The following is a 25,477-nucleotide window of genomic DNA, read 5'->3' as shown; positions in this document are numbered from 1 at the left end:
CGCCGTCGCACCGGAGACTTCAGTCGTCCCACGCTGTGAGGTCTCCGTCGATGAGCAGCGCGACGGCCCGGTCCCAGTCGCCTGCGATCTCCACGCCGATGCTCGCATCGTCGCGAAGCCAGGCGGCCAGGACGCGGTGGTTGCCGTCGAGGATGGGCCACGCGGGGACGAAGTCGCCGACCCCGACGTCGATGCAGACCGGGTGGGGATCATCAGCCAGGTCCGGCCAGCCGGTGAGAGCCAGGAACCGGACACGGCGGATCTCGCACGACCGGCACGGCCCGGAGGCATCGGCGCTGCTGCGGTCTGACCCCGTGGGGTCATCGGGTCGGTGGGTACACAGGGCTTCTCCGGAACGCAGGTCGTCGAGGCTGAGTGGGCCGACACCCCACGGGTCGCCGTGGCCGGGATGGCAGACGTCCAGCAGGTGCTCCAGCGGCACCTGCAGGAAGCCCCGGTCCTCGAAGCGGACCCCGATGGCGCCGGTGACGGGGGCGGCGCTGAGGCTCACGTCGCGTCGAGGTCCGGGGCGGGCAGCCCACGCTGTGCTGCGACGTAGGAGGCGACGGCTCTCTCGTGCGCGCTGTTGGGTCCCTCGGCTGCCTCGATCACGGCGTAGGAGTCCTCGAACGATCCGATGGTGGCGTCGGTGATGGCCGCCGTCGTCACCTCATCCCAGCCGGGCACGTCGTAGGCGACGGCGTAGAAGCGCAGCGCCCCGTCGGTGCCAGCGGTCCAGGTCAGGTCGTCGCAGTAGTCGAAGGAGGCACGGGTAAGGGCGCGGCGGACGGTGGCGACGTCCAGCGTCGCGTCGTCGCGTCGGGGATCGTCGGCTGCCGTGCAGGCCGCACGGAGTTCGGCGAACTCACCGGATGCGCGTGACTCCAGTCGAACCTCCTGCTTCGCCGTGGGCCGCGGACGCGGGTTGAAGGTGTCCGTCTTGCGCTCGGGGCCAGCCAGGTCGAAGAGGTCCCACAGCGCCGGGTGCAGGACCGCGTAGGCGGCGCCCTGGGGGCGGGTCCCACGCTTGCGCGCGACCCAGAGCAGGAGCGCGTCCGCCTCGACCCATGCGCTCACCCCCGCGGACACGAGAACGGACCGGGTCTCCTCGACGGTGTCCAGGAGCGTGTGCACGTCGTGGGCGGCGATCTCCTCGACGTCCGCGCAGCCCCACGTGAACAGGTCCGAGCACGGGACGTAGACGGCGAGGTCGCCCGTCCCGAAGGTGTCACCGCGGGTGCGCCACCACACGGATCCCGGGGCGAGGTCGCTGGTGACTGCGAGAAGCGCGACGAGGTCGCTGTCGGACAGGGCGGTCTCGGATGGTGCGGTGTGTGCGTCCTGACCCGTCGCGCTCATCGCTCGCTCCGCGTCCACCCGCGCTGCACCAGCAGGGCCTGCAGGGCCGCGGTCGGGGCGACCCACCCCTCGGGCTTGATGACCTTCCCGTAGCGGTCACGGTTGGCTCGTCCGGTGGCCGGGTCGACCTTGGCTCGGTTGGTGGCGTCGACGATCAGGGTCCCCTCGTCGACGGGCAGGCCGAGAGTGTGCGCGCTCCCCTTCGTCACGACCGTGAGGTCGCAGATGGCGTCGAAGGCCTCCACGAGATCGATGCCTGCGTCGGGGTTGAGGACCACCTCGGTGCTGACCTTCGTGACGTGGCTGTCGGACACCTCGATGTCGCAGCCCATCGCCGCGACGAACTCCAGCGCCTCCTCGAACACGAGCCGGGCGCGGAGGAGCCGCTCGGAGTCGGGGACCTCTGCGGTGGGGGCGTTCCTGACGGGGTGCTCGTAGGCCTCCATGGTGGTGGCGATGGCTTCGGTGTCGGCGAGGGGCTGGAGACGGCGGTGGGTCATGCGACGGCCTCGGTGTCGGTGGCGGTGCGGTCGGTGGCGGCGAGGATCTGGACTGCCTCGATGACGACGTACGAGCCGTGCGAGGCCCGGTAGGCCAGGAACTGGTCCAGGCTCAGCGGTGCCTTCTCCCTGGGCGCCTGGGGAGTGGGGCGCGAGGGGCGCAGGCCAGCCTCCTCGATGGCGCGGTGCTCGGCTACGGCGTGCTGGAAGGCGCGGTTGGCTGCTGCGTTCTCGCGGTGCCGTTGGGCGTTGAACCGGTCGTGCTCGACGTAGAGGTGGACGTTGTGGGAGGCGGCGACCTGTGCGGCCTCGTGCGCGCTGAGGTGGAAGCCCAGGTCGCCGCGCAGTGCGCTCACCGAGGCGGCCTGGCCGTCGGGGTCGCGGAAGTGGCGGCGTTCGCACAGAACCCACACCGTGGATGCAGCAGGCGCCGCCGCCGGGGCCCGCTCTCCGGCTGAGCCTGCGGTAGCAGGGATGGGGGAGAGGGCGGTGGGGGTCACGTCTGGGCTGTGCCTCCGGCGCGGCGACGGCGCGCGAGGGCGGTTCAGCGATCCGAGACCACGATGTCGGCCACTCCCGGCGTCGGGAGTGCGGCGAGGCCCGGGACGGTCTCGGGGGCGAGGCGCTCGGCACGCACCAGGCGCACTCCCGGAGCCCCGCGCGAGGCCAGGAACCACCCGCCCAGGACCAGGCTGTTGGCACCCAGGGCGACGGCGCGACCGAGAACCGCGAACGGGCCGTAGGCGTCGAGGTGGAAGTGCCCGCAGACCAGGTCACCGTGAGCGAGGTCGGCAGCGGGGACCGCGACCCCCGTGGGGAGGGCGGCGAGCGCGGCTCCGGGGTCGCTGATCCTGGTGATGTCCAGCAGGTCGCCCACCGGCTGGGTCGCAGTGGAGACCGGCGACCCGACCAGCAGCAGGCCCGCGTGGGCGGCGTGAATGCTGAGCGGGCCGACGACGCGATGAGTCCCGTAGCGCTTGGAGCGCAGGTAGGCCGAGGCGTGATCCCCGTCGCGCAGCGTCGAGAGGGTCTGCGCGAGGGCCTTGACCTCTCGCCGGGCGGGGGGAGCGAAGGCGGGTAGCGGGGTGCATTCCTCGGTGGCGCCCTCGGGGCTCGTGGTGGTCATGTGCGGGACGTGTGCGGCACACCCTGCGTCCTGCACCGATGATGTCAGGGCCGGGGCGTGGGGCTAGGGATCGCGCGACCCACGGCGACGACCTCGTCGGCGGGCCACCGCACCCACCGAGATGCCCGAGGGTCGTCGTGGGGGCGACTTCTGTCGGGGGCCACGACGTAGCGCAGCCGCGAGCCCGACCGGTCGCGTTCGACGGTGAGGACCGTGGCGGTGCCTTCACGCGCCGCGCAGGGGTGGGTGTGGGAGCGTAGCCGCACTCGGTCGCCGGGGGCGGCTGCGCCGCGCGCCGCGGAGGTGGAGGGCTGATCGACTCGCGCGATGGCCAGGTCGGGGCGGCTGGCCCTGCGGGCGCTCACGAGGGGGCCTCAGCGCGGGGCGGAGTGGGGCTCGCCGGGGTCGGGCCACGCTCGACGGCCACGGCCAGCGCGACGCCACTGGCCCACGTGTCGCAGGCCCCCGTGCCGTCGGCGCAGCCGCAGGCCGAGCACCCCCACGGTTCGGGAGCGGAGCCTCCGCCGTTGGCCTCCGAGCGCTCCGAGAACTCGGGGGTGTGACCGGCGGCGTTGACGAGGACGTCGTAGAGGGCTTCTGTGAGCGGGTTCGTGTCGTCGAGCGACTCGGCCACCGAGACGATCCAGGAGGCGACCGTCTCGACGGCGTGAGGGCCGTCGAGGTCGGCGTACGTCGAGCGGGGGCGCGGCAGCCAGGAGGGGTGCTCCGCGGCGGTGGCCTGGGCCTGGGCGTGCAGGTCGCGCAGCGCGTCGGTGCTCATGGCGCGAGCCTGGTCGGCAGGGGTGCCTCGCACGATGGCCAGGGCGGTCAGGCGCACGTGTTCGGTGTCTGCGGCGCCGGAGATGGGTGCGGGCGTGGTGCTCACTGGTGCTCCTCGGGAGGCTCGGGGTGGGTCCGCTCGGCCTCCTCGGCCATGAACGTGGCGGTGTTGAAGGTGACTTTCGCCCCGATCTGCCGGGCGAAGAGGCGGGCTCCAGGCGTGTAGCGACCCGGGTAGGCCGCCTCCGCCTCGCCGTCCGCGGCCCGGGTGAGGCGTGCGATCTGTGCCTCGACGACGTCACGACGGGAGGCGGGGAGGGTCTTGAACACGAGCACCTCGGGCAGCAGCGCAGCGACCTGGGCGGCCACGCGGCGCAGGGCTGCGATCTCGTCCAAGGCGGCGCGGTAGAGGTCGCGCGAGGCGATCCAGCCCCCGGAGATCTCCTCCTTCGACAGTGGCGTGCCAGCCAGGCGAGAGAGCGCACGTGCTTCCTCCCACGCGGCTGGGTCCAGTGTGGGCCCCGGTCGGTCGAACGCGTCACGTGCGCCGCCCAGGGCCGCGGGGATGAGGAGATCCTCGTCGGCTGCGGTCAAGACCCGCGCGACGGCGCCGGGAACGCGCATGCCCAGGGTGGTCCGGTTGACGGAGACCTCGTAGGAGAAAGCCATGCGCAAGGCGTGGATCTCGTCGAGGGCGCTGGAGAGCAGGGCCAAGGCGACGTACGGGGCGTCCGACGGCTCGTCACTCGGAGGTGTGGTGGTCATGATGGGGAGGTGTGCGGCACCGGAGCCCCGGCGCACCTGGGCGCCCTGCTCTTCTCATGCGCGGAGGGCCAGAGGGTCACGAGGTCTGCGCACGAAGCCGTGCAGGGCGTCGCAGCGGGCGGGCCTCGTCGAGGTGGCGCACGACCTCGATCCGCTCGGGTGGCGAGGAGGCGAGAGCGCGGCGCAGCGTGGTGGCGGTGGGGACCAGGTCGGGTGACTGCTCGCTGAAGTGTCGGGCGGCCTCGATGAGGATGTCGTAGACCTTGTCCTGGGTCTCGCGACGGGCCTGCATGTAGGCGGCGAGCAGGCCGCGCCGTGCCCGGATCGCCGCGGGCACCCCGGGCTGATCGCCGAGGGTGGCGTTGGCCAGGCAGGCCGCCAGCGGGGGCAGCAGCGGGGCATCGGCACCGTAGGGCGCGAGGACGGCGGCTGCAGCCTCGACCACCTGGCGGCGCCCCAGGTCGCTGGCCGTGTGGGTGGCGCGACGGCGCGACCGTAGGGCCGCGTCGGCGGCAGCCGCGAGGGAAGCGGGCCAGATCGTGCAGCGGATCAGTGCCTTGGTCGTGGAGCGGACCGCGGTCAGGACCAGGGGCGCGTCGCGCAGAGCGGTGACGAGCAGGCCGGTCAGGAGCCACAGGACGGTGACGGCGAGGGCGACAGTGGTGGCGTCCAGCGACGCCGGGAGCAGGTGGGGCATGACGGACTCGTCTCTGAGCGGGGCTCGGGGAAGTGGAGCGAGCGGAGGCGGGGTGGGAGGGGTGGGGCAGCAGTCAGCGCAGGCGCCAGCGGACGCGGGTGAGGACACCGCCGTGGTCGGACTCGTCGAAGGGCGAGCCGTGGGGGCGGCCGGTGTAAGGCGAGGTGCCATCGCGCAGGATGCCGACTGGGCTCTGCATGAAGCCGGTGACCTCCAGGACTCCGGCAACACGCCAGTCGATGCTGGAGTCCTGGATCTCGAACCAGTCGGTGCGCACCCATGGCCCCTCGTTTCCCAGGGCTGCGGCACGGTCCGGGTCTTCGACGTCGCGGGTCAGGACCGAGCGGACGCCGCCGCTGACACTGCTGTCGGGGCGCCACCTGCTCAGGCTGATCTCGGCTGCGTGCTCGCCCCGGGTGCGCAGGCTGATCTGCTCAGTGCCCGCGACGCGGTCTCCGCCGAGGTCGATGACGACCATGTCGGCACGGGTGATCCTCATCGGTATCGGCCCTCCTGCTCCGGCTGCTCCGACTGGCGGCGCTGGCGCAGGTGCTCGTTGAAGGCTGCGAGGTCGTCGATGGTGGCGCCGTGGCGCAGGGCGAACTCGACGAGGTCGTCGATGCGGTCACGCAGCCCTTGCTGTTCCTGGTAGCCCCTCTCGCCCCAGGCCTGGACGCGTTGCAGGTGCTCGACCTCGCCTGCGTGCAGCGCCTCGGCAACGCGGGCGCGCTCGCGCAGACGGTTCAGCGAGGCGGCCCTCAGCACGGCGAAGCCGGACTCGGTGAGCAGGTCGACGGCCTCCTGCTGAGCGGGGGTCAGCGCAGCCCTGCTCATGCCGGGACCGGTTCGGCGTCGGACTGCTGCTCCCGGTGGGTCTCCAGGGCGGCGTAGAAGGCCGAGAGCGGTGCCTTCTCCCACACCATCGGGTCGACGTCCTCCAGGTAGCGGTCGTCGATGTGGGAGAGCGAGGAGGTGGCGAAGACCTGGGTCGACCCGTCGGCCATGTCGAAGGAGTGGAAGGTCCAGGCCGAGTTGTAATGCGGGAAGGAGGGCGCACGCCGGGCGGCGTCCTGCTCGGTGCGGTGGCTCGGGCGATGGGGGTAGCCGAAGCCGAAGGAGTGGGGCCCCGGGGCGAGCGCGACGTTCAGTCGGTGGTCGTAGTCCGATTCGCGCACCACGATGGGGTTCTCGACGCTGGGATCCAGCGACATGCTGGTGTGGATCTCGGGCACCGCGGCGCGGTTGCCGTGCGGGAAGAGCGTGATCACGCTCATGAGCCGACCGCGGGCGCCGCACGAGGCGGGATCGCCCAGGAGCATGCCGCGGACGCGCTCGGCGAGAGGGCCGAAGGAGTCGGCGGCGACCCAGACACGGACGGTGTGCTGGTCGAGTCGTTCGCTGGCGGGTCTCACGGTGCTCCTGGTGCCGGAGGTGGGCTGGACGCCCGGGGGTCGCGCCATCCGTGTGCGGCCGCGGCCGCCGGGTGCACCGGATCAGACGGAACGGTGCGTACGCGGCACGATCGGCGCGCCGTCGAGGCGGTAGTGCATCCAGGGGTTGCCACGGAAGTCGGCGATGGTCATGCCGAGACCGTCGCTGTGCAGCAGGTGGCGCTCGGGGCGGTGGTCCATGTCGAAGTCCAGGTGGGTCACCTCCGGCTCGCCGTTGAGCACTGACAGGAAGGCCAGGGTGTAGCCGTCCGCGTCGGGCACGTGAGCCACGATCCGGGCGCAGGTCAGGGTGACGTCCGCGGCGCCGTAGGTCGTCACCGCACCCTCGGTGGCCATGAGCCTGGCGAAGAGCAGGATGCCCTCGCGGGTGGCAGGGGCGGCGTCGACGTCAGCCAGTGGGGCGATCGACAGGTCCGGGGCGAAGGTCGAGGAGTTCACGGAGGGGACGTGTCCGGCAACGGTGTAGGTCTGCACGGTGTTTGGGGGGGGGGGGGGGGGGGGGCTGGCGGCCGAGACGAGTGCTGACCGAGGCCTGGGTGGCAGGGGCGGCGTCTGGCGACAGGGGTGATCGGTGCGCCTGTGCCGCCGGGCGCAGGGCGGGAGCCCCTGGTGCAGACCAGGTTGCGCAGGGCCGGGAAGGCGGCTAGCCCGCGCGCTCGGTGATCGAGCCGGTGGCCCAGTCCAGGCGGTGCTCGGCGATGGCGTCGCGGATGCACTGCCGGGTCTCGGCTGCCTCGCGTTCGGCTTTGGCCACCCGCGGCCCCCAGAGCGGGTCGGCGCGTCCGTCGGCCTCCTGCTCGGACCACGTGACGTTCAGGATGGTCGAGCCGTCGGCGCGGGCAAGGGTGCTGGTGTGGGGCTCGTCGTGGTGGCGGGTGGCGTCGCACTCCCAGCGCATGCCGCCGGTCTTCGGGCCGAGGTAGAAGGACGGGCAACGGGCGCTCAGCGCCGCAGGGGTGTAGTCCTCGCTGATGCCCACGATCTCGCCGAGCGGCGTCAGGGCGATCTTGATGGTCCCTTGAACGCTGCCCGCGTCACTCCACACCAGTCCCTTGGCTGCCAGGGAGGCGGCCGTACGCCGGTGGCGCGACTCGATCAGGTACGGGGTGTCGCCGAGGCGGTGGCGGGCGATGGCCACCTGGAACATGAGGTCCTCGCTGGGCGACAGGCGCGGGCCGTCGACGTCCGGAGCACTCACGTTCAGCGGCCCGTCTCGTCGTCGCCGAACCGTTCCAGGGTCGCGCGGCGCGCCTCCAGGGCTGCGGGGAAGTGCGACGAGGGGCTCTCGGGGTCGGCGGCTGCGGCGCGAGCAGCGTGGTAGGTGGCGTCGTAGAAGGCGCGGCGCTCGGCTGCGTATGCCAGGCGCTGCTCCACCGCGATCCGCAGCGGCTCGGCGGCCTCTCGTTCGGCGGCGCTCGCGTGGACGCAGGGCCAGCAGGCGGGGGCGTTGGGCACCGGGTTGGCCGCGCGGGTGCAGGTGCGGCACACCAGAACCGGCTTCCCCTCCACCTTCGCCTCCACGATCGTGTGGGAGGTGTCTTCGGCCGTCAGGTAGTCGCGAACGGCGCGGCGGTGCAGTCGGGCGCATCGGCGACAGGTCAGCCCGATGAGCGTGCGCGGGGGAGTGTTCTGCACTGCGCCGACCTCGCGCAGGCACAGCGAGACCGGGTGGAAGAGCCCGATGGCGAAGTGGGTGACGAGGACCCCCTCGCCGAACCAGGGCCGTCCGCCTTCCCGGTCGCGGGTCGCGGCGGCGATCATGTCGTGCCTCTCGCGGCGCACGCTGGAGGGCAGGTGCGCCTGCAGGCGCAGCAGCCACAACGGACGGGTCTTGGCCCGGGTCGGCTCCTCCGCTTCCTCTGCGACCAGGTCGAAGGCCTCAAAGTCGTCGAGAATGTCGGGTCCGCGGGGTGACTCGGTCATCGGGTGTGATTCCTCTCGGGGCTCGGGGCGAGCGGAGCGCGCGTCTCGGCGCCGGGGACCGTGCCGGGGGCGGGGTGTGCGGTCGCGGGTCGGGCCAGCACCCAGGCCACCGCGAGGCCCAGCGGCACTGACAGCGCCACCCACATGCCGAGGATGACCAGGGCGGTGGAGACGTCGGGCGGGTGCGGCACGGGGTGTCCTTGGTGTGGGGAGCGGTGGTGCTCAGTAGGTGGAGTCGCGGACCGCGGCGGCGGTGCGTGAGCCACGTGAGCCGATGCGGTTGGTGCGGAACGTCCCCGGTGCGGTGCGTCGAGCGGCTGCGTCGCTGTGGACGCCTGCGGCTCCAGATCGCAGGTGGGCCATGCGCTCGGCGGTGCGCTCGGGGTCCTTGGAGCCCTTCAGGGCACCCAGGGGCGGTGGGGTGGTGGGCTTGCGAGCCACGGGGTCCTCCTTGGGGGCTGGGGCTGCGGGACGGGGCTGGGTGGTGCCTGCCACAGGACTGTGTGCGGCCGATGTCGGGGAGCGCACCTGCTCGTGGAGTCAGCGGGACACGCGCACCTTGAAGGAGCGGGTCGCGACCGTGCCGCGGGCATCGGTCAGCGAGATGGTGAAGGCGTAGCGACCGGGCTTGCGGGGCTTGCCTGAGAGCACGAAGATCCGACGCTGCTTCCCGGCGGCCGAGGCAGAGATGCCCGGGGGCAGGGAGCCCGAGGTGCGGCGCCAGGTCATGGGCGCGGTGCCCGCGGTGGCCTCCAGGGAGGCGCGGAATGCGCGGCCGACACGTGCAGAGGGCAGGCGCCCGGTCATCTTCACCGGGCGGTAGATCTTGGCGCGGGCCTCGACGGTGTAGGAGCCCAGGGATCCGTACGAGGAGTAGGAGCCGGGGCCGTACCCGCTGGCACCGGGGTTGCCCTGTCCGGCGCCCTCGATGACGACGTAGTAGATGCCCGGGCTGTCGAAGGTCAGGTTGGCCAGGCCAGCCCCGGTGCCAGCGACGGTGAAGTCGTCGCGGGCGGTCGTGGTGGGGGCGTTGGTGGCCAGCACCGTGACGCCATCGGTGTCGATGAGGCTGATGCGGGTGTCCAGAGCGCTCGTGGGGTCCGCGGGGGTGGCGATGACGTCGACACGCTCGGTGCGCTCGGAGACGGTGATGGAGAAGAAGTCGCGGTCGGAGCCGTCGTTGATCAGACCGCGCCCCGAACCGCTGGTGGCCTCGAAGTCGAGCAGGGTCGGCGGGACCGACGTGCCCCCGAGCGCGCGGCTGGTGATGTCGTCCTCGATGCGCGTGGCGTGGCGGGCGATGAGGGCGAGGTCGTCCTCGGTGTTGGTGGCCTGGGCGTAGTCGCCGCGTGACCACTGGGTCAGGGGCTGGTAGTAGGAGGCGCCCATGATGGGCGCCCACGGGGCATCGCCGAGGTGGTACTCCTGGCGCTCCCCGTCGCGGCGCACCCCGTCGTGGGCCAGGCCGAAGTTGTGGCCGATCTCGTGGGAGGCAGCGTCGGCCATCAACTTCACGTAGCCCGCGGTGGAGTCGGCGAAGACCCAGGCGGGCTGGGCGCGCCGGTAGTCGGAGCCGTAGAAGTCGAAGACGTCGAGGTAGGCGGTGCCGCCGCAGGAGCAGTTGTTGTCGATGATGTTCTCGGCGGTGAAGACGACCTCGCTGCCGTAGACCTCGTCGCTCTCCGAGGCCCGCAGCAGGGCGGCAGTCCCGGGTCGCTGAGTGGTGACGTCGACGTCGAAGACCGCGTAGTCCTCGGCCACCGCCTGCCAGGTGCGCTGGATCTCGGCGAGTTCGGCCGCGGAGAAGTTGGTGGAGACGTTCGCGTCGGAGGAGTACGGGCGGGCGTTGATGCTCTGGCGCTTGTAGTCGTCGTTCCAGAAGGTGTCGGTGACCTCGGCGCCGAGGAAGTTCAGGTAGATGGTGCGCTGGGAGGTCGGGTTGGAGTGCAGGCTGAAGGTGTCGTCGAGGCTGGTCAGTGGGGTGGAGGTGCCGGGTCCGTGCTCGGCTCCGGCACGGCGGGCATCGACCAGCGCACGGGCGGGGACCTCCTCCTCGACGTAGCGGAAGCGCTCGCACCCGTGCAGACGCAGGCTGGGGTCGCTGAGGTCGGCGGAGTCCAGGTCGTGGCGGCGCGCAGCGGCCAGGACCGTCGCGGCGACGGGCTCGCTTGCTGCTGCGAGGACATCGGAGGGGGCCAGGTCCGCCGCCCGCGGGTCACGGGCGCGCTTCGAGGTCACACCTGCGGCATCGGCAGCCTGCGACACCAGGGTCTGCGGGCTGCACGAGGTGATGCTGGGCGCGAGGTGCTGGTCCATGGTGGCGTCAGCGCTCCCGGTGGCGGCGAACGCGGTGAGCGGGGCCAGCGCGAGGGCGAGGAGTCCGACGCCGGTGCGCGCGCGTCTGCGCGGCTGGGCGCGACGAGCGATGTGCTCGGCGCCGCGAAGGGTGGAGGGCGTGTGGATCAGACCAGGCAGGCGCACGGCGGGTTCCTTCGACAGAGAGGGTGAGGGGACGGTGTGCGGCGCCCCAGGCGAGCGCTCGTGTCGGGCGGTGGTGGCGACGGTGGTGGCGTCAGTGGGTTGCCCCGGAGCGGGCGCGGGGGTCGGGGAGCCCCAGCGCCGCCGAGGCCCGGGGGTCGGAGCCCCAACGCCTCGGCACCTCACGGGAGGCGGCAGCAGCGGCGACCGGTCGGGTCGAGGTGGTGGCCTGGAGTAGGGACCCCGGGCCGCCGCAGCACCAGCAGGTGGTCACGAACGAGTGCCACTGGACTTCGCACGCGTCGCACTCGAAGCGTTGGGGCGGTCGCGGATCGTCGGTTCCGGCGGGTGCCGCGCGGGGCGACGGGCCGGTGCTGGTGGTGGTGCCGGTGGTGGTGATCGTGGTTGTCATGGTGGCTGCGCGCATGGGCTCAGGCGGCGTAGTGCCCGCCGATGGGTGCCCCGTGCCCCAGGGCGAGACGGCGGATGACGCGGGTGCCGTCGTCGAGTCGAGCGGGCCAGATGACGCGCGCCAGGCCAGACCCGGCCAGGTCCAGGGAGCAGTCGTCGCAGGGCGCGTCGGTCACGGCCATGTAGCCGCCGCGTCGCGCCACGGGGTCGGAGAAGAGCAGCCCGTTCTTCTCCGCGTGCAGGGCGTGGCACTTGACCGTGCCTGCGCGGTAGGGCGCGCCGGGCTTGATCTGCTCCTTGGTCATCTGGCCCCGCGGGCAGGCGCCTGCGGTGAGGCAGCCGGGGTAGCCCGACGGCGCGCCGTTGCGCCCGGTGCTCAGGACGCGCCCGTCGATGCTGATGACCGCGCATCCCACCAGACGGCGTGAGCAGTCGGCGGGCAGCGAGGCGGCCTCGGCCAGGAGGATGGCGCCCTCTTCGGAGGTGACCCGGTCGGGCCAGGACTGGGAGCGCAGTTGCTCCAGCGCATCCATGGCTGCCTGGTAGAGCGGGCTGAGCGCCGGGACGGTGTCGACGTAGCCCGAGGATGAGGCGGGGGCCGCCTGGGGCGACGTGGCTGGGAAGAGGGTGGTCACGGCCCCTCTGTGCCACATGCCCGCCAGCAGCAGCAGGGGCTCGCCGTGCCTGCGGCAGGGGCACAGAGCCGACGTCGCTTTCCGGGCCCGGGAGGCGGGCCCGGCACTCGCCACGTAGGAGCACGACATCAACGACCAGCGCTCGACCGACCCCCTCCGCACGTCGAGGCACATCGAGTCCGTCGATGCCGTCGATGCCGTCGAGACGTCGCGACCCGCACCCGTGCGTCCGGTCGTGGTGCGAGGGTCCCGGCCCGGCGCATCGACGTCGCGGCGTCAGGAGCCGGTGGAGGACCTGGCTCCCGCGGTGCTCTTCACCGCACCCGGCCGGAAGTCGCGGCGGTCGTCTGGGGGCCGTGGCCCGGGACGGCTCCAGGGGCACGGGCGCCGAGGCCTGAGTCGCAGCGAGCGCGGCCTGCTGGGGCTGACCGCACTGGCTCTGGCCGCGGGCCCGGCGTACCTGCTCGCCGAGCAGTGGCTGAGGGAGAGCCCCAGCGAGCGGCCCGGGGCGCCCCAGGCGGCCGTGGTGGCACCGGAGGTGGTGCCCAGCGTCGAACCGCTGCCCGAGGTTGCGGCCCCGCCGGTCACCGAGGCCCCCGAGGTGGTCGAGGTGGAGCCGGTGGTGGCGTTCTCGCGGGACTTCTCCTCGGCTTGGCGCGCCCAGACCCGCAACGGTGGTGCCGAGGAGGCCTCGGCGCTGCCGTTCGTGCTGGTAGAGGAGAGCCAGCGTCGTGGTGGCGTCGACTTCAGCGACATCACGCAGGTCGGCTCGCTGCCGTGCCCCGAGCGACGCGTCGATGTGGACCTGCCGCCGGTCCTGGACTGGGCCGAGACGGTCGCGGCCGGGAAGGCCCAGGGGCAGGGGGTGGTGGTGCACGGCCTCGTGCTGCTCTTCGAGAGCCCTCGTGACGCGCGCAGAGCGGAGGAGGAGTGGGCACGCGCCCGTCCCGATCGAGGATGCACCAGTGTCGCCGGGGAGCCGGTCCAAGACGGCCAGTACGTGACGGGTCGGGCGGGTCGGGCGGGGGTCTACGACCTCACCGACAGCGATCAGCCCGGCTCCTCCGTGCTGTTCTTGCGCTACACCCTGCGTCAGGCCGGTCGGACGCTGGTCGTGCTCGACGGCTACCAGGATCTGCGAGGGGGCGATGCGCGCGACCCGGACAGCAGGCCGCTGCAGCGGGCGCTGCAGGTCTTGGACAACCAGTCGTGGCGGGGGATCAAGGCCTCGGGCCTCGTCGACGCAGCCCAGGTCAACCCGTTCGACAAGCCCAAGCGGTAGCGCGACCAGCGGCCCTCTGCTCCCACGAGCGTTCGGCGGAGTAGCCGCGCACCCTCCCGACATGACCTCGCAGCCCCACTTCAACCCCTCAGCCCACCCGCGCGGACAGGCCGGGCGCTTCACGACGAAGCAAGCGGCAGAGGCGGAGGTCGCACTGGGCGTGATGCCCGTGCAGGGCCCGCCGCGGCACGGCAGTGAGCCGTCGGGGTCGGAGCGTGACGTCGAGGCCCAGGACGCCGCTGCGGCTCGCGACGTGGCTGTCGAACAAGCCGCGGAGGACTGGTCGCGCTCCGCGCCGGGGGAGTGGGCCTCGGCCTGGTCGTCCTCCGAGCCGCCGTTCTGAGACCGGCTCCGGCTAACCCCGTCACCGAGTGGTGGGTCGGACCCCCAGACCCACCAGGGCGCAGCCGACCGCGAAGAGCGCGACCGCCACGACGTCGGTCAGCGAGATGAGCCCCGGGATGTGCTGGAAGCCGAGGACCGTGCCCGCAGTGGCGGTGAGCACGCCGATCAGGATGAGACGCGGCAGGTAGAGCGCGTCGGCGAGGACTACCCGGGCGGGGATCAGCCCGCGCTGAGCCGGGCTGCGGGTCGCGACGGAGCCGCCGCCGCTACGTCCGACGAGTCGCAGGCGGGTCGTGGCCGCGGTCGTCGGGGTGGTCGGCAGAGCGGGGCGGGGGAAGGGCGCCTGAGTGTGCATGCCCCAGACGTGTCCGGCGGCGCGGCACGAATGCACCGGCTGCTGGTGACGGGCGCTCGCGGGTCGATCAGCGGAACTCGGGCTCGGCGCCCCGGTGCAGCGCGGTGAGCCAGGCTTGACGGTCCGCCTCGTAGGCAGCGCGATGGGACGGCGAGGGGATCCACGCGTCACGGCGTGCCGGAGGCAGGGAGGACCATGCGGCCAGGGCCGTCAGCGCGGCGCGGCGCTCGCACACCAGCAGGTAGTAGTCGTAGACCACTCCGAGCAGGAGCACACCGAACCGCTCGTCGTGGGCGGGGGGAAGCGGGCCGAGGAGCCGGACGGCGTTGCTGACGACCTCACGGCTCCCCAGCGCCTGCCGCATGAACGATTGGGCCTCCTCTCCCTCCGGGATGCCCGGGAACCGGTCGTGTCCCTCGACTGCGACCGCGATGGCGCCTCGGGCCGCCTGGGACCGGGTGGTGTCGTCGACCTGGTCGCGCCCCATGGGCCAGCACAGCGCGTGCAGCGCGCGCTGCGCCTGGGACGGGCCGCTGTCCGCGGCGGGCCAGGTGGCGCCGTGGAGGGGACGGTGTCGGGTCGCGGCGAGTGAAGGGGCGGTGCTCACGGTGTCTCCTGAGGTGGGACGGTCAGTCCAGGGCGAGGGCCACGTCGTCGTTGCCGAAGCGCTCGTGGCGGCTGGCCAGCGGCACGACGGGGGCGAGCGGGCGCCGACGCTCGGCCTCCGCCAGCAGCGACGGCTCGGGCAGGACGGGCTTGGTGGTGCCGGTGGCGCAGAAGATGCAGGTCGCGTAGGTCTCTTCGCCTGCGGTGGCCTCGCGGCCGTCGCAGGTCGGGCAGACCGACCTGGCCGCGATGGCGGCGGCTCGGCGTGGGGCAAGCCGCTTGCCCGCAGGGTGCCGACGCATCGAGGCGGCGAGAGGGTCGCGGTCCTCGGGCTGGCGGGCCTGCGAGCCTGCGGCGGGCTGGGGCGTGTGGGCGCTCATGCCCTGTAGGTGTGCGGCGGGGGGCCCGTAGCGCCCGGGCGCCTCGGGATCAGCCATGGCCCTCAGGCGCCCTGGCGCTGCAGCGCGGGCTGGTCGGCGGTCAGCGCCCGCCGGACCGCGATGTGCTTGGCGGCCTCGGGGGACTCCTCCAGGTAGCCGCTGAGGACGCGCTCGGCGGTGCCGTCGTGGACCCAGGTCAGCAGGCTCATGTGACGGCTGGCCATGACGCACAGGCGCCCCTCGGACAACTGGTGCCCGGTCAGGGTCGCGTGACCGACGACGGGGTCGAGGGCCACGACCGCGTGCCACTGACCGCCCTGCAGGGAGTCGGCGGTGCCGACCGCGACGTCCTCCATGACCAACGAGTCGAGGATGGCGCGGATGCCGGAGGACTGGTTGTTGTGGGAGACCACGATCGCCACGTCCCTCTGGCGCAGGCGGCGCGTCTCGACGGTGCCGTCGCGCAGGGTCTCGGTGATCTCCATGCCCACGTAGGAGGCGGCGGTCTCGGCGACCGTGAGGAGCATGTCGAGGTCACCGGTGCCGCCGGTCGGGGTGGGGATGAGCCGCGAGGACAGTTCCGGCAGGCGCACGCCGTTGCGGTCGGTGACGAAGCGCTCGGGGCGCTTGGAGGCGAACGGGAACCCGTAGAGCGGCGCGATCGCCTCGACGGTCGGCTGGCCCAGCCGGTAGGTGCAGTCCAGTCGCAGGACGACTGCCCCCTCCCGGTTCGCGAACACCTCGGGGGCGCGGCGGTGCGGGGCGTCACGCTGGTTGTCCCAGGCCCGGGTGTCGACGGTGACGACCGGGCCGATCTGGCCGGGGTCGCCGACCATGAGCACCTGCGCGGCGGCGTCGGAGGCGAAGCCGACGTCGGTGTAGGTGGCCTGGTAGGCCTCGTCGAAGATCATGACGTCGCACTCGGGCGGGTTGCCCGCGCAGGAGGCGATGGTGCGGATGGTGACGTGCCGCTCGCCGATCCCGGCGCTGGCCGAGCAGCCCTCGGGGATCTCGGCGCGGGCGATGCCCATGACGACCTTGGGGCGCCCCTTCTCCTCGGGGTGGGACTCGGCGAGTTGGGCCGCGAGCCGCTCGGCGAGGTCGGTGCCCCCGCGGCGGGTGGGGACCGCGACCACGATGCGCAGGTCGGTGCGCTCGACGAGGTGCTCCAGCAGGTCGACCAGCAGGGTGGTCTTGCCCGCGCCGGGAGGGCTGTCGATGATCGTCACCGGCTCACCGGACCAGGCCGAGTACAGCGATCGGGCCAGGGCAGAGCCGGGCACCAGGCCGAGGCGCTTGGCCTCGGCGACGGGCTGGTGGCCGTTGTCGACGGCCGGGGCGTCGGTCTCGGTGGCGGCGGAGGTGACGGGGGTGAGCCCGAGGTCGGAGAGGTCGATCATGACCTACCCGTGTCCGGCATGGCCTCCGGTCTGCACCCGACGTGGGCCGCGCTGGGCCCGAGGGTGTCGGTGGAGCGCTCAGGTGGCGAGAGGCGACCGGAGCCAGCCCAGGAGGTGCTCGATCTCCAGGCGTTGCTCACGGGCGGCGGCCGCGGTCGCGGCGGCGCGGCGGCGCGCGGAGACGTTGGCGGTGTAGGTGACGGCAGCCTGGATCTGCTCGCGGGTCGGCTCGTGACCCTGGTGATGGGCCACATCGATGAGCAGCATCAAGATGCGCAGCACCGCCGTGTCGTCCTCGGACAGGTCGCGCACCGGATCGTCGGGCCAGGAGGCGTGGGGTCCGCTGGCGGGCATCGTGGAGGGGTCGGGGACGGGCGCCCGTCCGCGGAGGTCCGTCTGCGTGGTGTGGACATCGGGGGCGTAGGCCAGCGCGACGTTGACCGCTGGGGTGCCCAGGCGGGTGCAGGCTCCCCAGATGATGGCGGCGATGGTGGCGTGGTCCATCAGGGCCCGCGCCCGCAGCAGGGTCTGAGCGAAGACCTCGTCCTGGGATGAGGTGACGTCGAGGCTCTGCTGGCTGCGCGCGGCGGGGGCCCGCGCGATTGCGGTCGAGTGATCGGCAGGGGGCGGGGTCGCCGTCTCGTCGCGGCGGAGCCCGAGGTCACCGAGCCCCAGCGGCGAGGCGGGCGAGGTGGGCGAGGTGGTGGGTGCCACAGGAGGCTGGCTCACATGACCTCGGGAGCACCGGCCAGGGCGACGTCCGCGGGGACCTGGCGGCCGACGCGGGTCGGCTGCTCCTGGCCGAGCGCCTCGGACGCCTGCGCCGAGCGCAGCCACCGCCCGGTGATGTTGACCCTCTGCCCGCCGCTGATGAACGGCACCGTGACCGCGTAGAGGGGCCGGTGGTTCGCGGTGGCCTCCTTCACCAGCCACCAGGTCTTGTTGTGACGCTTGCCCTTGGAGAACCGCGCCAGCAGGGCGTCGTCGCCGGGGGTGTAGTCCACAGCGGTGAGGGTCGCTTCGGAGGTCTTGCCGACCTCGGAGTCGACGTCGAACAGGAGCACGTCGCTGCCCGCCTTCATCTTGAAGGGGTCCGAGACGCGCGCGGTGAAGGTCTGCTCCGTGCCCTTGACGATGCGGACCTTGGCGACGTCCCCGGAGAGCATGTTGAACTCGGCCAGCAGCGGGTCGGTGGCCACGATGGCAGCGTGCGCGGTCTGCACGGCGTTGGCGTTGCGGAAGGCCTTGGAGGCCGACAGGGCGCCGCTGTACTGCGACGAGAGCGTGCCGAACTTCTCGCTGTTGAGCAGCGACTTCACGTACTTGACGTTCTGGGGGCCGTCGAGAGTGGCGACCAGCAGCCGCCCGAAGCGCTCGGGCGCCGTGGCCTGCCCGACGCCGAACAGGTCGGCCCACTCCAGCAGCGAGGTGTCGTCGATGGCCGCCGGTGCCCAGAAGCGCTGCGCGAGGGCCTGGGTCAGCACCGGGAGGAACCCCGAGTGCGACAGAGCCGAGCGGTAGGCGAGGGTCTTGGAGATCGCGCGAGTCAGCGCCGCCTCGTTCTTGTCGACCATCGTGCTGGCGCCCCGCGCAGCGGCGTCTGCCATGCGGGTCATCACGGTCAGCGTGGCGCGGTCGGCCAGCACGGCGACGCGATGAGAGTCGTCCGCGCCGGGGATGCCGGTGGGGGACTCGTTGCGCGCGCCGGTACGGCACTCGACCTCGTAGGCATCGCGCACGATCTGCGAGAGGCGGTCGAAGGAGACCGGGCTGGCCGGGCGGCTCGGGGGCAGCGCCAAGGCGCTGTCGCCGAAACCCACGGTGCGCACCTGCCCGGCCGCGACCTGGGCGGGGTCCAGGGAGAAGTCGATCTCCATCAGTCGCCCCGCGTCGCTGAACAGCACGACACCCACCTGACCGGCCAGGTACAGGCCGGGCTGTGCGGTGCGGGGAGTGGCGCGGCCCGCGGCGGTGGCGGCGGCGCGCTGGCGCGCGGCGTAGGCGGCCTTGGCCTGGCCGGGGGTCAGTGCGGCCTGGGCCGGGGTCTGGACGGCGGCGGGCTGCACGGTCGGGGTGGCGGAGGAGATCATGACTTCGGCGTGTACGGCACCGATCGCCGCCTGCACCGTGGGCGGCGTGAGGTCGGGGCAGGTGATGCTGACCGCTAGCGACGCAGAGATCGGGTAGTGCACGACCTGCTGGGTCGGCGGAGGCTCGGGCGGTTCGGCCTCCGAGCGCAGTCCGCGGGCGTACCCGCTGGGCATGTGGCCTCCCGGTTGGACGGTGGGCGGGCAACGGTAGAGGGCAGCACCGACACCGCATCGACCTCCGGGCGACTGCTGCTGCACCAGGCTTGGGCGCCTTCAGGTCGCGCTTCTTGCCACTTGCCCGGGGTCCTACTGGCGAGAATCAGCGACTTTTCGGGCTATCGCGCCGCGTCCTCCCGTTGGTTTCGCCGGGAGGCCCGAAAAGTGGCGAGCCACTGGCAAGCAGCGTTTCCGCAGGTCAGAGAGGTTTTAGTAGTAGAAGTAGAGATCTCTTTAACCACTTTAGATAGATAGATAGAGCCTCGTATGCACTACCCCCATTCATCCCCTCCCATCTATACCCACCTCTCTATATAGAGGTCCACACCTGCTGGCGAGGAGGGCGCAACTGGCTAAACCGCCTCTGACCTGGGCAAACGCGATTGTGGGTCCTGGCTAGGGCCGGGCGATGCCGGTCAGAGCGGCTCGGATTGGCCAGTTCGCGCGGTCGAGCCTTCCCACGTCTGCGGTCCGGCCGGGGTGGTGCAGATCGGAGGAGGTGCCGGACACGAGGGAGTCATGAGCAGCCACCTCACCGCCGACCTCACCCCCGAGCAGGACCTGGCCTTCCAGGCCTGGCGCGCCGACGCCCTCTCGGTGATGCCCTACTTCGCCCGTCCGCTGTTCAGCATGCGCGTGCTCAACGCGCCGGGCCTGGGCACCTTCGCGGTCGACGGTGGCTACCGGCTCTACATCGACTTCGACGCCGTCATGCCGCTGGGTGCGGGCTACTGCTCCGAGGCGCTGCTGCACGAGTGCTCCCACCTGTTCGCGGGGCACGCCGCCTTCGCCGAGGACCTGGGCCTGCGCAGCGCCGAGCAGCGCAAGGTCTGGAACGTGGCGGGCGACTGCGCGATCAACGACGACCTGCAGGACGCCGGGTGCACCCACGTGCCCAACCCGCAGGTTCACATGCTGCCCGAGACCATCGGCGCCGAGCGCAACCAGACCCCGCACCACTACTACGGCGTGCTGCGCGAGATGCAGTCGGCTGCCCAGCGCCGCAAGATCCAGGGCGCGCAGAGCGACGCCCCGACACTGACCCTGACGCCGTCGCGGCTGCCCGAGGGGCGCGTGGCCGGGCAGTTGATCACCCTGACGGCCAGCGCCGGTTTCATCGACCCCGCCGACTTCACGGTGCTGCTCACCGACGCGGAGGGCACCACCCGCCCCGTCACGGTGCAGGGCGCCAACACCACCATCGTCGGCGTCACCCTCGACGCCGACCTGCCGCTGGGCACCTACAGCGTCTCGCTGCTGTCCGGGGGCATCGCGGCCGGTGCGGACCTCCAGGTGACGTCCCGGTCCATCGCAGTCGAGCCGAAGCACGTCGAGTCGACCTGGAGCGCGCCGCTGACCATCAAGGTCACCGGCGACCTGACCCAGTTCACCCCCACCGCCCGGATCACCCTGGCCAGCATCGACTCCGCTGGCTCCACCGGCGGCAGCGGGACCCCCATCGCGGTCGCGAACACCCGCCGCCTCTCGCACACCGAGATCCGCTTCGACCTGACGAGCAAGGTCCCCGACGGGACCTACCTGGTGACCGTGCACGACACCGAGACCCTCCCCGACGGCTCCCGGCTGCCCGTGGAGTGCTCGGCACTGCTGCCCATCGGGCTGCCCCTGCTGAGCATCGAGCCCGCCACCCTGCCCACCGGCTACCCCGCGGGCACCACCATCGACGCGATCGCCTCCGACTTCGGCTTCAACGCCGCCACGACCCTGGTGGTGCTCAACACCGCTGGCGCCACCGAGGCCTGCACTCACCGGGTCATGGGCCTGACCCACGTCGAGATCGACCTCGCCACCTCACTGCCCGAGGGCACCTACCTGGTGCTCGCCAGCAACACCAGCGCCTTCGGCACCATCGAGGCTGCGGGCGCCTTCATCGTCCGCGACCAGCAGCAGCAGGGCCAGCAGGGCGACAAGGGCGAGGACCAGAACCAGCAGGGCGAGGGCGAGGGCGAGGGCGAGGGCGAGGGCCAGCAGGGCGACCAGGGCGAGTTCAAGGGCTGCGGTTCGGGCGCCGGTGGCGAGTCGGCCCCCTGTGAACTCGACCCCACCGACGACCTCAACGGGACCGCCCCGGCAGCCTCCGCGATGGAGCGAGAGAACATCCGCATCGCGACCGCCGCCGCAGTCAAGGACCACGCGGCCAAGAACCCCGGCAGCGTCCCCGGCGGCATGCTCGACACCGCCGACCTGATCCTGGCCCCCTCCAAGACGCCCTGGGAGCGAGTCCTCGGCGGCTTCGTGCGCCGATCGGTCGCCTCGCGCCCCGGAGCCACCGACATCGACCGCAACCGTCGCTCGCGTCGGCGCCACCGCGCCGAACTGCGCTCCGAGGACGGCTCCAGCCGGGGCCGCATCGTCTACCCCGGCAAGTACAGCCCGACCCCCAGCATCCACGTCGTGCGCGACACCTCCGGGTCGATGAGCAAGGAGGACCTGGCGGCCGTCGGGCGGGAGATCGTCGCGATCGCCAAGCGTCTGTCCATCAGCGGCGAGGACCTGCTGGTCACCGACTGCGACGTCGAGGTCCACGACCCGGTCCCGTTCCGCAACCCGGCCTCCATCCGCGAGGTCAAGGGTCGCGGCGGCACCGACATGCGCGTGGGCATCAACTCGGTGCTGGAGGCGAGGGGCAAGAAGCCCGCCGCCATCGTCGTGGCCACCGACGGCTACACCGAGTGGCCCACCGAGCGGCCCCGCATCCCGGTGATCGCGGTCATCATGCCGCAGAAGGGCTGCGACGACGTGCCCCAGGGCGTCATCGACGCCGTGCCCGACTTCATCAAGGTCGTCGTCGTCGTCTCCGGGCAGGACGCCATCCGACGCGCCGCGGCCTGAGGGATCGCCCGCGGCGCAGGCCGTCGTCCATGCGGCGGCACAGCCTGAGCACCTCGTCCCGGCCCGGGACATCCCGCATCGAGAACGGAGACGTCGTGGAAGCCGCCGCCATGGAGCGCCTCGCACAGCCGTTCTGCCTGAGCGCGGAGCCCGGTGCCCTCGGCGACGCCGGTCCGGCTCTCGCCACCTGGGACGCGCTGGCCGCCCACGACTACGACACCCTCGACTGCGTCCTCGACGCCGTCGGCGCCTGGGTCCTGGGGGACTCCCTGCTCGCCCTGGCGCTGCACATGATCGCGCGCGCCGGACACCACCACCCCAGCCAGCACCCCAGCCAGCACCCCAGCCAGCACCGCGACGGGCACATGGACGGCCGCCGCGAGGAGACACGGCCCTCGGACCGCTTCCAGCGGCGCCTGCTGCGCACCATCCCGACCGAGGCGTGCCCGCCCGACGAGGCCGAGTGCCCCTGCTCGACGACGTCGGCGATCCTGTGGTTGAGCAGGATGGTCCCCAGCGACCCCGCTCGCACCGCGCTGCGACACCTCGGCATGCAGATGACGCCCGGGCGTCGGGTGCCGACCCGCGTCAGCATCGACGCAGTGGCACCGATCGACGTCGCCCTGATCGTCCAGGCATGCGCCTCCATCATCGGCTACCGCAGCCGCAGCAACGTCGCGGCCGTGCGCGCCTCCCTGCACCGCCACCTCATCCAGCAGAGCGCAGCAGCGCTCCTCTGACCCGTCCCTGGCGCGCGCCCCCACGCCGGGCACAACGTGGCCCGCCTGGCCCCACGGACCGGTGGCGCTCCGCACCGGCAGCCACCCCGCCCTGCGCCGCGAGGCCAGGGAGGTCCAGGAGGTGGGTGCAGTCCCGTCGAGGTGCCGGACACGGGTAGGTCACCAGCGCACCACAGGACCCGGGAATGACCACCCAGGACCCGCGCACCGTCACCGGGCCGGATCACCGGCAGAGCAAGGAGACCCTCATGTCCAGCACCCGCAACTTCCCCGGCACCCCGACCATGCGAGCCTTCTCCGCCGCCGTGGTCGCCAAGGTCCCGATCTGCTTCGAGTCGCACCCCGGCCAGGGCAAGTCCTCCAAGATCACCGCCACCGGCGAGAAGTCCGGCTACCTCGTCAAGTGCGTCGTCGGCTCGGTGCGCGAGGCCACCGACTTCCTCGGCCTGCCCGTCGAGCAGAGCGACCCCAAGACCGGCCAGGCCCGGGTGTCCAACGTGCCGCCCGACTTCGCCGTCGAACTGCGCGCCGCCGCCAAGCCGCTGCTGTTCCTCGACGAGATCAACACCGCCATGGAGTCCACCCGCAAGGCCATGCTGCGCCTGATCCAGGAGGGCTACGCCGGTGACTTCTACATGGGCCCCGACCTCGCGATCGTGGCCGCTCAGAACCCGCCGGAGACCGCCACCGGCGGGACCGAACTCGACCCGGCCATCGCCAACCGCATGATGCACCTGGCCTGGGCCTTCGACGCCGACGAGTGGCTCCGCGGAATCTCGGTCGGCTTCGAGAACCTCGACCAGCCCGGCATCGACGACCTCGCCAGCGGCGGGACCGAGGCCGACAAGGCTCGCGCCTCCTCCATCGTGGCCGGGTACATCCACCACGCCGGACAGCACCTGGCTCCCACGCCGCCCGAGGACCCGATCGAGGCCGGTAAGGCCTGGCCCTCGCCGCGCTCGTGGCACAACCTGGCCCGCGTCCTGGCCCACGTCGACGCCGCCGACGAGGAGGCCATGACCCTGGTGGTCCAGGGTCTCGTCGGGGAGGGCGTCTCCAAGGACTTCTTCGCCTGGCTGGCCTTGGCCGACCTCCACAACCCCCAGGAGGTCATGGACGACCCCAGCATCGTCGACTGGCGCGGCGAGCGGCCCGACCGCATCTTCGGTCTGCTCTCGGGCATCGAGGCACTCGCGATCTTCCGCGCCGACGCGGCCACCTGGGAGAAGGCCATCAACGTCATGACCGTGTGCGCCGAGAACGGCCGTCCCGACGCGGCCCTGCCCTCGACCAACGGCCTGCTGGGACGCCGCCCCCAGGGCACCCGCCTCACCGAGCGCACCCGCACGGCGTTCGCCGACCTGCTCACCCGCACCCGCCACGGCTACGCCGAGCAGGCTCCGCTGGCCCAGGCCGTCTGAGGACCGTCCTGCCGCACCCCGAACCGGAGGCGGCGCAGCACGGTCCTGGTCCGACCAACGGCCGCCCGTCTCCTCCCGCCACAGCCCCCGGCCGCTCTCCGGGGGCTGTGGCCACTCCCCACGTCATCCCAAGACTGTCCCGTCCCGGGCCCGCGCTTGGCGCATGGTCCGAGGCAGCCCGCCCGGAGCGCCCGTGCCGGTGAGCCCGGCCCCGAGAGGAACCCGATGCGCCGCACCCGCCTGGCCCTCCTGTCGCTCGCCGCGCTATTCACCCTCACCGGGTGCTTCACCGCGAACGCCGACCTGAGCATCAGCCCCGAGACCAGCCGCCCGACCGGCTCCGAGACCAGTGCCCGACCGGGGGCGGCAGTCGCCGGATCCGACACGGTGTCCGGGACGATGCGCATCGCCCTGGACGTCGAGGCGCTCGCCGCCAACAACGCAGGCGAACCCGTCGATGATGCCGCGGTCGCTGCAGTCCTCGGGCTCCCCGAAGGACAGAGCACCAGCACTCTGCGCACTGACGCCTCGCCGCTGCCCGAGGGCGTCAGCGTCGAGCCGTACGCCTCCGACGGCCTCATCGGGCGCACCTTCACCTTCGAGGCCGCCGACCTGGACGCCCTCAACGCAGCCCTGGCCTCCTGGCCCGCTGCGCAGGAGACCACGCACATCGACATCGACCGCGTAGCCACCGCAGAGGGGTATCTCTACCGGCTCGACGGGCTCATCGACCTGACCCGCCAGAGCGGCACCCTGGCCTCGACCCTGCCGGCCAACGCTCCCGAGGCCCTGCAGGCCACCTTCGACTTCACCTTCCCCGGCCAGGTGCTCAACGTCGAGGGAGCGACCTCGCAGGGCGCGACGGTGAGCGTGGCACCCCGTCTCGACGAGCGCACCACCTTCACCGCCCTCGCCTCTCCCGACCCCGCCACCCTGCCCACCCCCGGGTCCGGGCGCCTCGCCCTCCTCCTGCTCGGTGGTGGTGGTGCCGTGGCGCTGGCAGTCCTGGCCGCGGCGCTGCTGCGACGGACGGCCCGGCGACCAGCCCGATCCGGGGTGCACGACACGGCGCAGCGTCCCCGCGGAACACGCAAGGCCCACCGCGCCACCAGGCACGCTGCACCCTCGGTCGCCACCGACCCCTGGGAGGACTTCCAGGCGGACGACGGCAAGGACGACGGCAAGGACGACGGCGACGGCGGCCCGTCGGCGCCCCCGCGCGCGGTCGCGGCGGGGCCTGTCTCGCTCTTCGACCCCTTCGGCACCGCTCAGTCGTCGCCCGCCCCGGCCTCGTCTGCTGTCGCGGCGCCCCCGCGGCCCACCACCCTGCGCGCGCGCATGACTCAGCACTCGCCCGGAGTCACCCTCAGCCCCGACCACCGCCACTTCTGGGACGGCATCGAGTGGCAGCCCACCGAGCCCACCGAGCCCACCGAGCCCATCGAGCCCACCGAGCCCACTGGGGCACGTCCCGCGCACCGCCCCGTGATCGAGGCGCCTCCCGTGTCGTGGGCCGCCGAACGCCGAACGGACCAGCCATGACCACACTCGTGCACCCCCACCGCCGCCCCCAGGAGCACCCCAGCAAGCAGGCTGGCCTGGTCCTGCTCGATGTGCTGCTCGGGCTGTCGATCTTCTCGCTGCTGGCCTTCATCTCCCTCGGG

The 25,477-nt window shown here is 72.5% G+C and carries 30 protein-coding genes; 6 read left to right on the top strand and 24 right to left on the bottom strand.

Going from position 1 to position 25,477, the window contains the following annotated elements:
* Positions 1-19: 19 nt before the first annotated feature.
* From ASF47_RS17695 to ASF47_RS17610, 18 genes are all read right to left on the bottom strand, one after another.
* Positions 20-511, bottom strand: coding sequence for a hypothetical protein (locus tag ASF47_RS17695; RefSeq protein ID WP_056865360.1), 492 nt, complete (start codon positions 509-511; stop codon positions 20-22).
* Complete coding sequence (locus ASF47_RS17690; RefSeq protein ID WP_056865359.1) at positions 508-1,359, bottom strand: hypothetical protein; 852 nt, start codon at positions 1,357-1,359, stop codon at positions 508-510. Before ASF47_RS17690 ends, ASF47_RS17695 begins: the two co-directional genes overlap by 4 nt.
* Positions 1,356-1,859, bottom strand: a complete 504-nt coding sequence (locus ASF47_RS17685; RefSeq protein ID WP_056865358.1) for a hypothetical protein — start codon at positions 1,857-1,859, stop codon at positions 1,356-1,358. The genes ASF47_RS17690 and ASF47_RS17685 overlap by 4 nt, the downstream gene beginning before the upstream one ends.
* Positions 1,856-2,215: a hypothetical protein gene (locus ASF47_RS17680; RefSeq protein WP_156697994.1), complete on the bottom strand. Its 360-nt coding sequence runs from the start codon at positions 2,213-2,215 to the stop codon at positions 1,856-1,858. The genes ASF47_RS17685 and ASF47_RS17680 overlap by 4 nt, the downstream gene beginning before the upstream one ends.
* A gap of 188 nt (positions 2,216-2,403) precedes the next feature.
* A complete protein-coding gene (locus ASF47_RS17675) occupies positions 2,404-2,985 on the bottom strand; it encodes a hypothetical protein (protein WP_056865356.1) in 582 nt (193 codons plus the stop codon).
* 361 nt (positions 2,986-3,346) lie between these two features.
* On the bottom strand, positions 3,347-3,871 hold the full coding sequence (locus ASF47_RS21220; RefSeq protein WP_056865355.1) for a hypothetical protein: 525 nt from the start codon (positions 3,869-3,871) through the stop codon (positions 3,347-3,349).
* On the bottom strand, positions 3,868-4,530 hold the full coding sequence (locus ASF47_RS17665) for a hypothetical protein (protein WP_156697993.1): 663 nt from the start codon (positions 4,528-4,530) through the stop codon (positions 3,868-3,870). The genes ASF47_RS21220 and ASF47_RS17665 overlap by 4 nt, the downstream gene beginning before the upstream one ends.
* Before the next feature lie 76 nt (positions 4,531-4,606).
* On the bottom strand, positions 4,607-5,227 hold the full coding sequence (locus ASF47_RS17660; protein ID WP_056865353.1) for a hypothetical protein: 621 nt from the start codon (positions 5,225-5,227) through the stop codon (positions 4,607-4,609).
* A gap of 73 nt (positions 5,228-5,300) precedes the next feature.
* On the bottom strand, positions 5,301-5,705 hold the full coding sequence (locus ASF47_RS17655; protein ID WP_162242288.1) for a hypothetical protein: 405 nt from the start codon (positions 5,703-5,705) through the stop codon (positions 5,301-5,303).
* Between the two features lie 17 nt (positions 5,706-5,722).
* Positions 5,723-6,061, bottom strand: coding sequence for a hypothetical protein (locus ASF47_RS17650; RefSeq protein WP_056865351.1), 339 nt, complete (start codon positions 6,059-6,061; stop codon positions 5,723-5,725).
* Positions 6,058-6,639, bottom strand: coding sequence for a hypothetical protein (locus tag ASF47_RS17645; RefSeq protein WP_056865350.1), 582 nt, complete (start codon positions 6,637-6,639; stop codon positions 6,058-6,060). Before ASF47_RS17645 ends, ASF47_RS17650 begins: the two co-directional genes overlap by 4 nt.
* An 81-nt stretch (positions 6,640-6,720) precedes the next feature.
* Positions 6,721-7,116: a hypothetical protein gene (locus ASF47_RS17640; protein ID WP_056865349.1), complete on the bottom strand. Its 396-nt coding sequence runs from the start codon at positions 7,114-7,116 to the stop codon at positions 6,721-6,723.
* Between the two features lie 205 nt (positions 7,117-7,321).
* On the bottom strand, positions 7,322-7,876 hold the full coding sequence (locus ASF47_RS17635; RefSeq protein ID WP_056865348.1) for a hypothetical protein: 555 nt from the start codon (positions 7,874-7,876) through the stop codon (positions 7,322-7,324).
* Between the two features lie 2 nt (positions 7,877-7,878).
* On the bottom strand, positions 7,879-8,601 hold the full coding sequence (locus tag ASF47_RS17630; protein WP_056865347.1) for a hypothetical protein: 723 nt from the start codon (positions 8,599-8,601) through the stop codon (positions 7,879-7,881).
* Positions 8,598-8,792 carry a hypothetical protein gene (locus ASF47_RS17625; RefSeq protein WP_056865346.1) on the bottom strand — a complete coding sequence of 65 codons (195 nt, stop codon included), beginning with the start codon at positions 8,790-8,792 and terminating at the stop codon, positions 8,598-8,600. The genes ASF47_RS17630 and ASF47_RS17625 overlap by 4 nt, the downstream gene beginning before the upstream one ends.
* A 31-nt stretch (positions 8,793-8,823) precedes the next feature.
* Positions 8,824-9,042 (bottom strand): hypothetical protein, encoded by a 219-nt coding sequence (locus tag ASF47_RS17620; protein WP_056865345.1) that lies wholly within the window; start codon positions 9,040-9,042, stop codon positions 8,824-8,826.
* 99 nt (positions 9,043-9,141) lie between these two features.
* Positions 9,142-11,082: a putative Ig domain-containing protein gene (locus ASF47_RS17615; RefSeq protein WP_056865344.1), complete on the bottom strand. Its 1,941-nt coding sequence runs from the start codon at positions 11,080-11,082 to the stop codon at positions 9,142-9,144.
* Between the two features lie 428 nt (positions 11,083-11,510).
* Positions 11,511-12,125, bottom strand: coding sequence for a hypothetical protein (locus tag ASF47_RS17610; RefSeq protein ID WP_056865343.1), 615 nt, complete (start codon positions 12,123-12,125; stop codon positions 11,511-11,513).
* A 526-nt stretch (positions 12,126-12,651) separates the two neighbouring features.
* Here ASF47_RS17610 and ASF47_RS17605 point away from each other — a divergent pair.
* Together ASF47_RS17605 and ASF47_RS17600 are read left to right on the top strand one after the other, a co-directional pair.
* On the top strand, positions 12,652-13,407 hold the full coding sequence (locus ASF47_RS17605; protein WP_156697992.1) for a hypothetical protein: 756 nt from the start codon (positions 12,652-12,654) through the stop codon (positions 13,405-13,407).
* Between the two features lie 61 nt (positions 13,408-13,468).
* Positions 13,469-13,750, top strand: a complete 282-nt coding sequence (locus tag ASF47_RS17600) for a hypothetical protein (protein ID WP_056865341.1) — start codon at positions 13,469-13,471, stop codon at positions 13,748-13,750.
* Positions 13,751-13,771: 21 nt separating this feature from the next.
* Here ASF47_RS17600 and ASF47_RS17595 read toward each other — a convergent pair whose 3' ends face one another.
* The 6 genes from ASF47_RS17595 to ASF47_RS17570 form a co-directional block, all read right to left on the bottom strand.
* Positions 13,772-14,107 carry a hypothetical protein gene (locus tag ASF47_RS17595; RefSeq protein WP_056865340.1) on the bottom strand — a complete coding sequence of 112 codons (336 nt, stop codon included), beginning with the start codon at positions 14,105-14,107 and terminating at the stop codon, positions 13,772-13,774.
* Between the two features lie 67 nt (positions 14,108-14,174).
* Positions 14,175-14,714, bottom strand: a complete 540-nt coding sequence (locus ASF47_RS17590) for a hypothetical protein (RefSeq protein WP_056865339.1) — start codon at positions 14,712-14,714, stop codon at positions 14,175-14,177.
* 22 nt (positions 14,715-14,736) lie between these two features.
* Positions 14,737-15,093, bottom strand: coding sequence for a hypothetical protein (locus ASF47_RS17585; protein ID WP_056865338.1), 357 nt, complete (start codon positions 15,091-15,093; stop codon positions 14,737-14,739).
* Positions 15,094-15,155: 62 nt separating this feature from the next.
* Entirely contained in the window at positions 15,156-16,493 is a 1,338-nt protein-coding gene (locus ASF47_RS17580; protein WP_056865337.1) for an AAA family ATPase, read from the bottom strand.
* Between the two features lie 78 nt (positions 16,494-16,571).
* Positions 16,572-17,207 (bottom strand): hypothetical protein, encoded by a 636-nt coding sequence (locus ASF47_RS17575; protein WP_056865336.1) that lies wholly within the window; start codon positions 17,205-17,207, stop codon positions 16,572-16,574.
* Between the two features lie 11 nt (positions 17,208-17,218).
* On the bottom strand, positions 17,219-18,757 hold the full coding sequence (locus ASF47_RS17570; protein WP_056865335.1) for a hypothetical protein: 1,539 nt from the start codon (positions 18,755-18,757) through the stop codon (positions 17,219-17,221).
* Positions 18,758-19,318: 561 nt separating this feature from the next.
* On the opposite strand from ASF47_RS17570, the gene ASF47_RS17565 reads away from it, so the two are divergent.
* From ASF47_RS17565 to ASF47_RS21215, 4 genes are all read left to right on the top strand, one after another.
* Complete coding sequence (locus ASF47_RS17565) at positions 19,319-21,652, top strand: DUF2201 family putative metallopeptidase (RefSeq protein WP_056865334.1); 2,334 nt, start codon at positions 19,319-19,321, stop codon at positions 21,650-21,652.
* Positions 21,653-21,747: 95 nt separating this feature from the next.
* On the top strand, positions 21,748-22,392 hold the full coding sequence (locus ASF47_RS17560; RefSeq protein WP_056865333.1) for a hypothetical protein: 645 nt from the start codon (positions 21,748-21,750) through the stop codon (positions 22,390-22,392).
* A 185-nt stretch (positions 22,393-22,577) separates the two neighbouring features.
* The gene (locus ASF47_RS17555; protein WP_056865332.1) at positions 22,578-23,813 is read left to right on the top strand and encodes a hypothetical protein; all 1,236 of its coding nucleotides are present in this window, start codon (positions 22,578-22,580) and stop codon (positions 23,811-23,813) included.
* A 225-nt stretch (positions 23,814-24,038) separates the two neighbouring features.
* Positions 24,039-25,355, top strand: coding sequence for an LppM family (lipo)protein (locus ASF47_RS21215; protein WP_056865331.1), 1,317 nt, complete (start codon positions 24,039-24,041; stop codon positions 25,353-25,355).
* Positions 25,356-25,477 lie beyond the last annotated feature (122 nt).

Source organism: Nocardioides sp. Leaf285 (assembly GCF_001422955.1).
In the GTDB taxonomy this organism is placed as follows: domain Bacteria; phylum Actinomycetota; class Actinomycetes; order Propionibacteriales; family Nocardioidaceae; genus Nocardioides; species Nocardioides kribbensis.
This window is presented reverse-complemented; position numbering and strand designations above follow the sequence as displayed.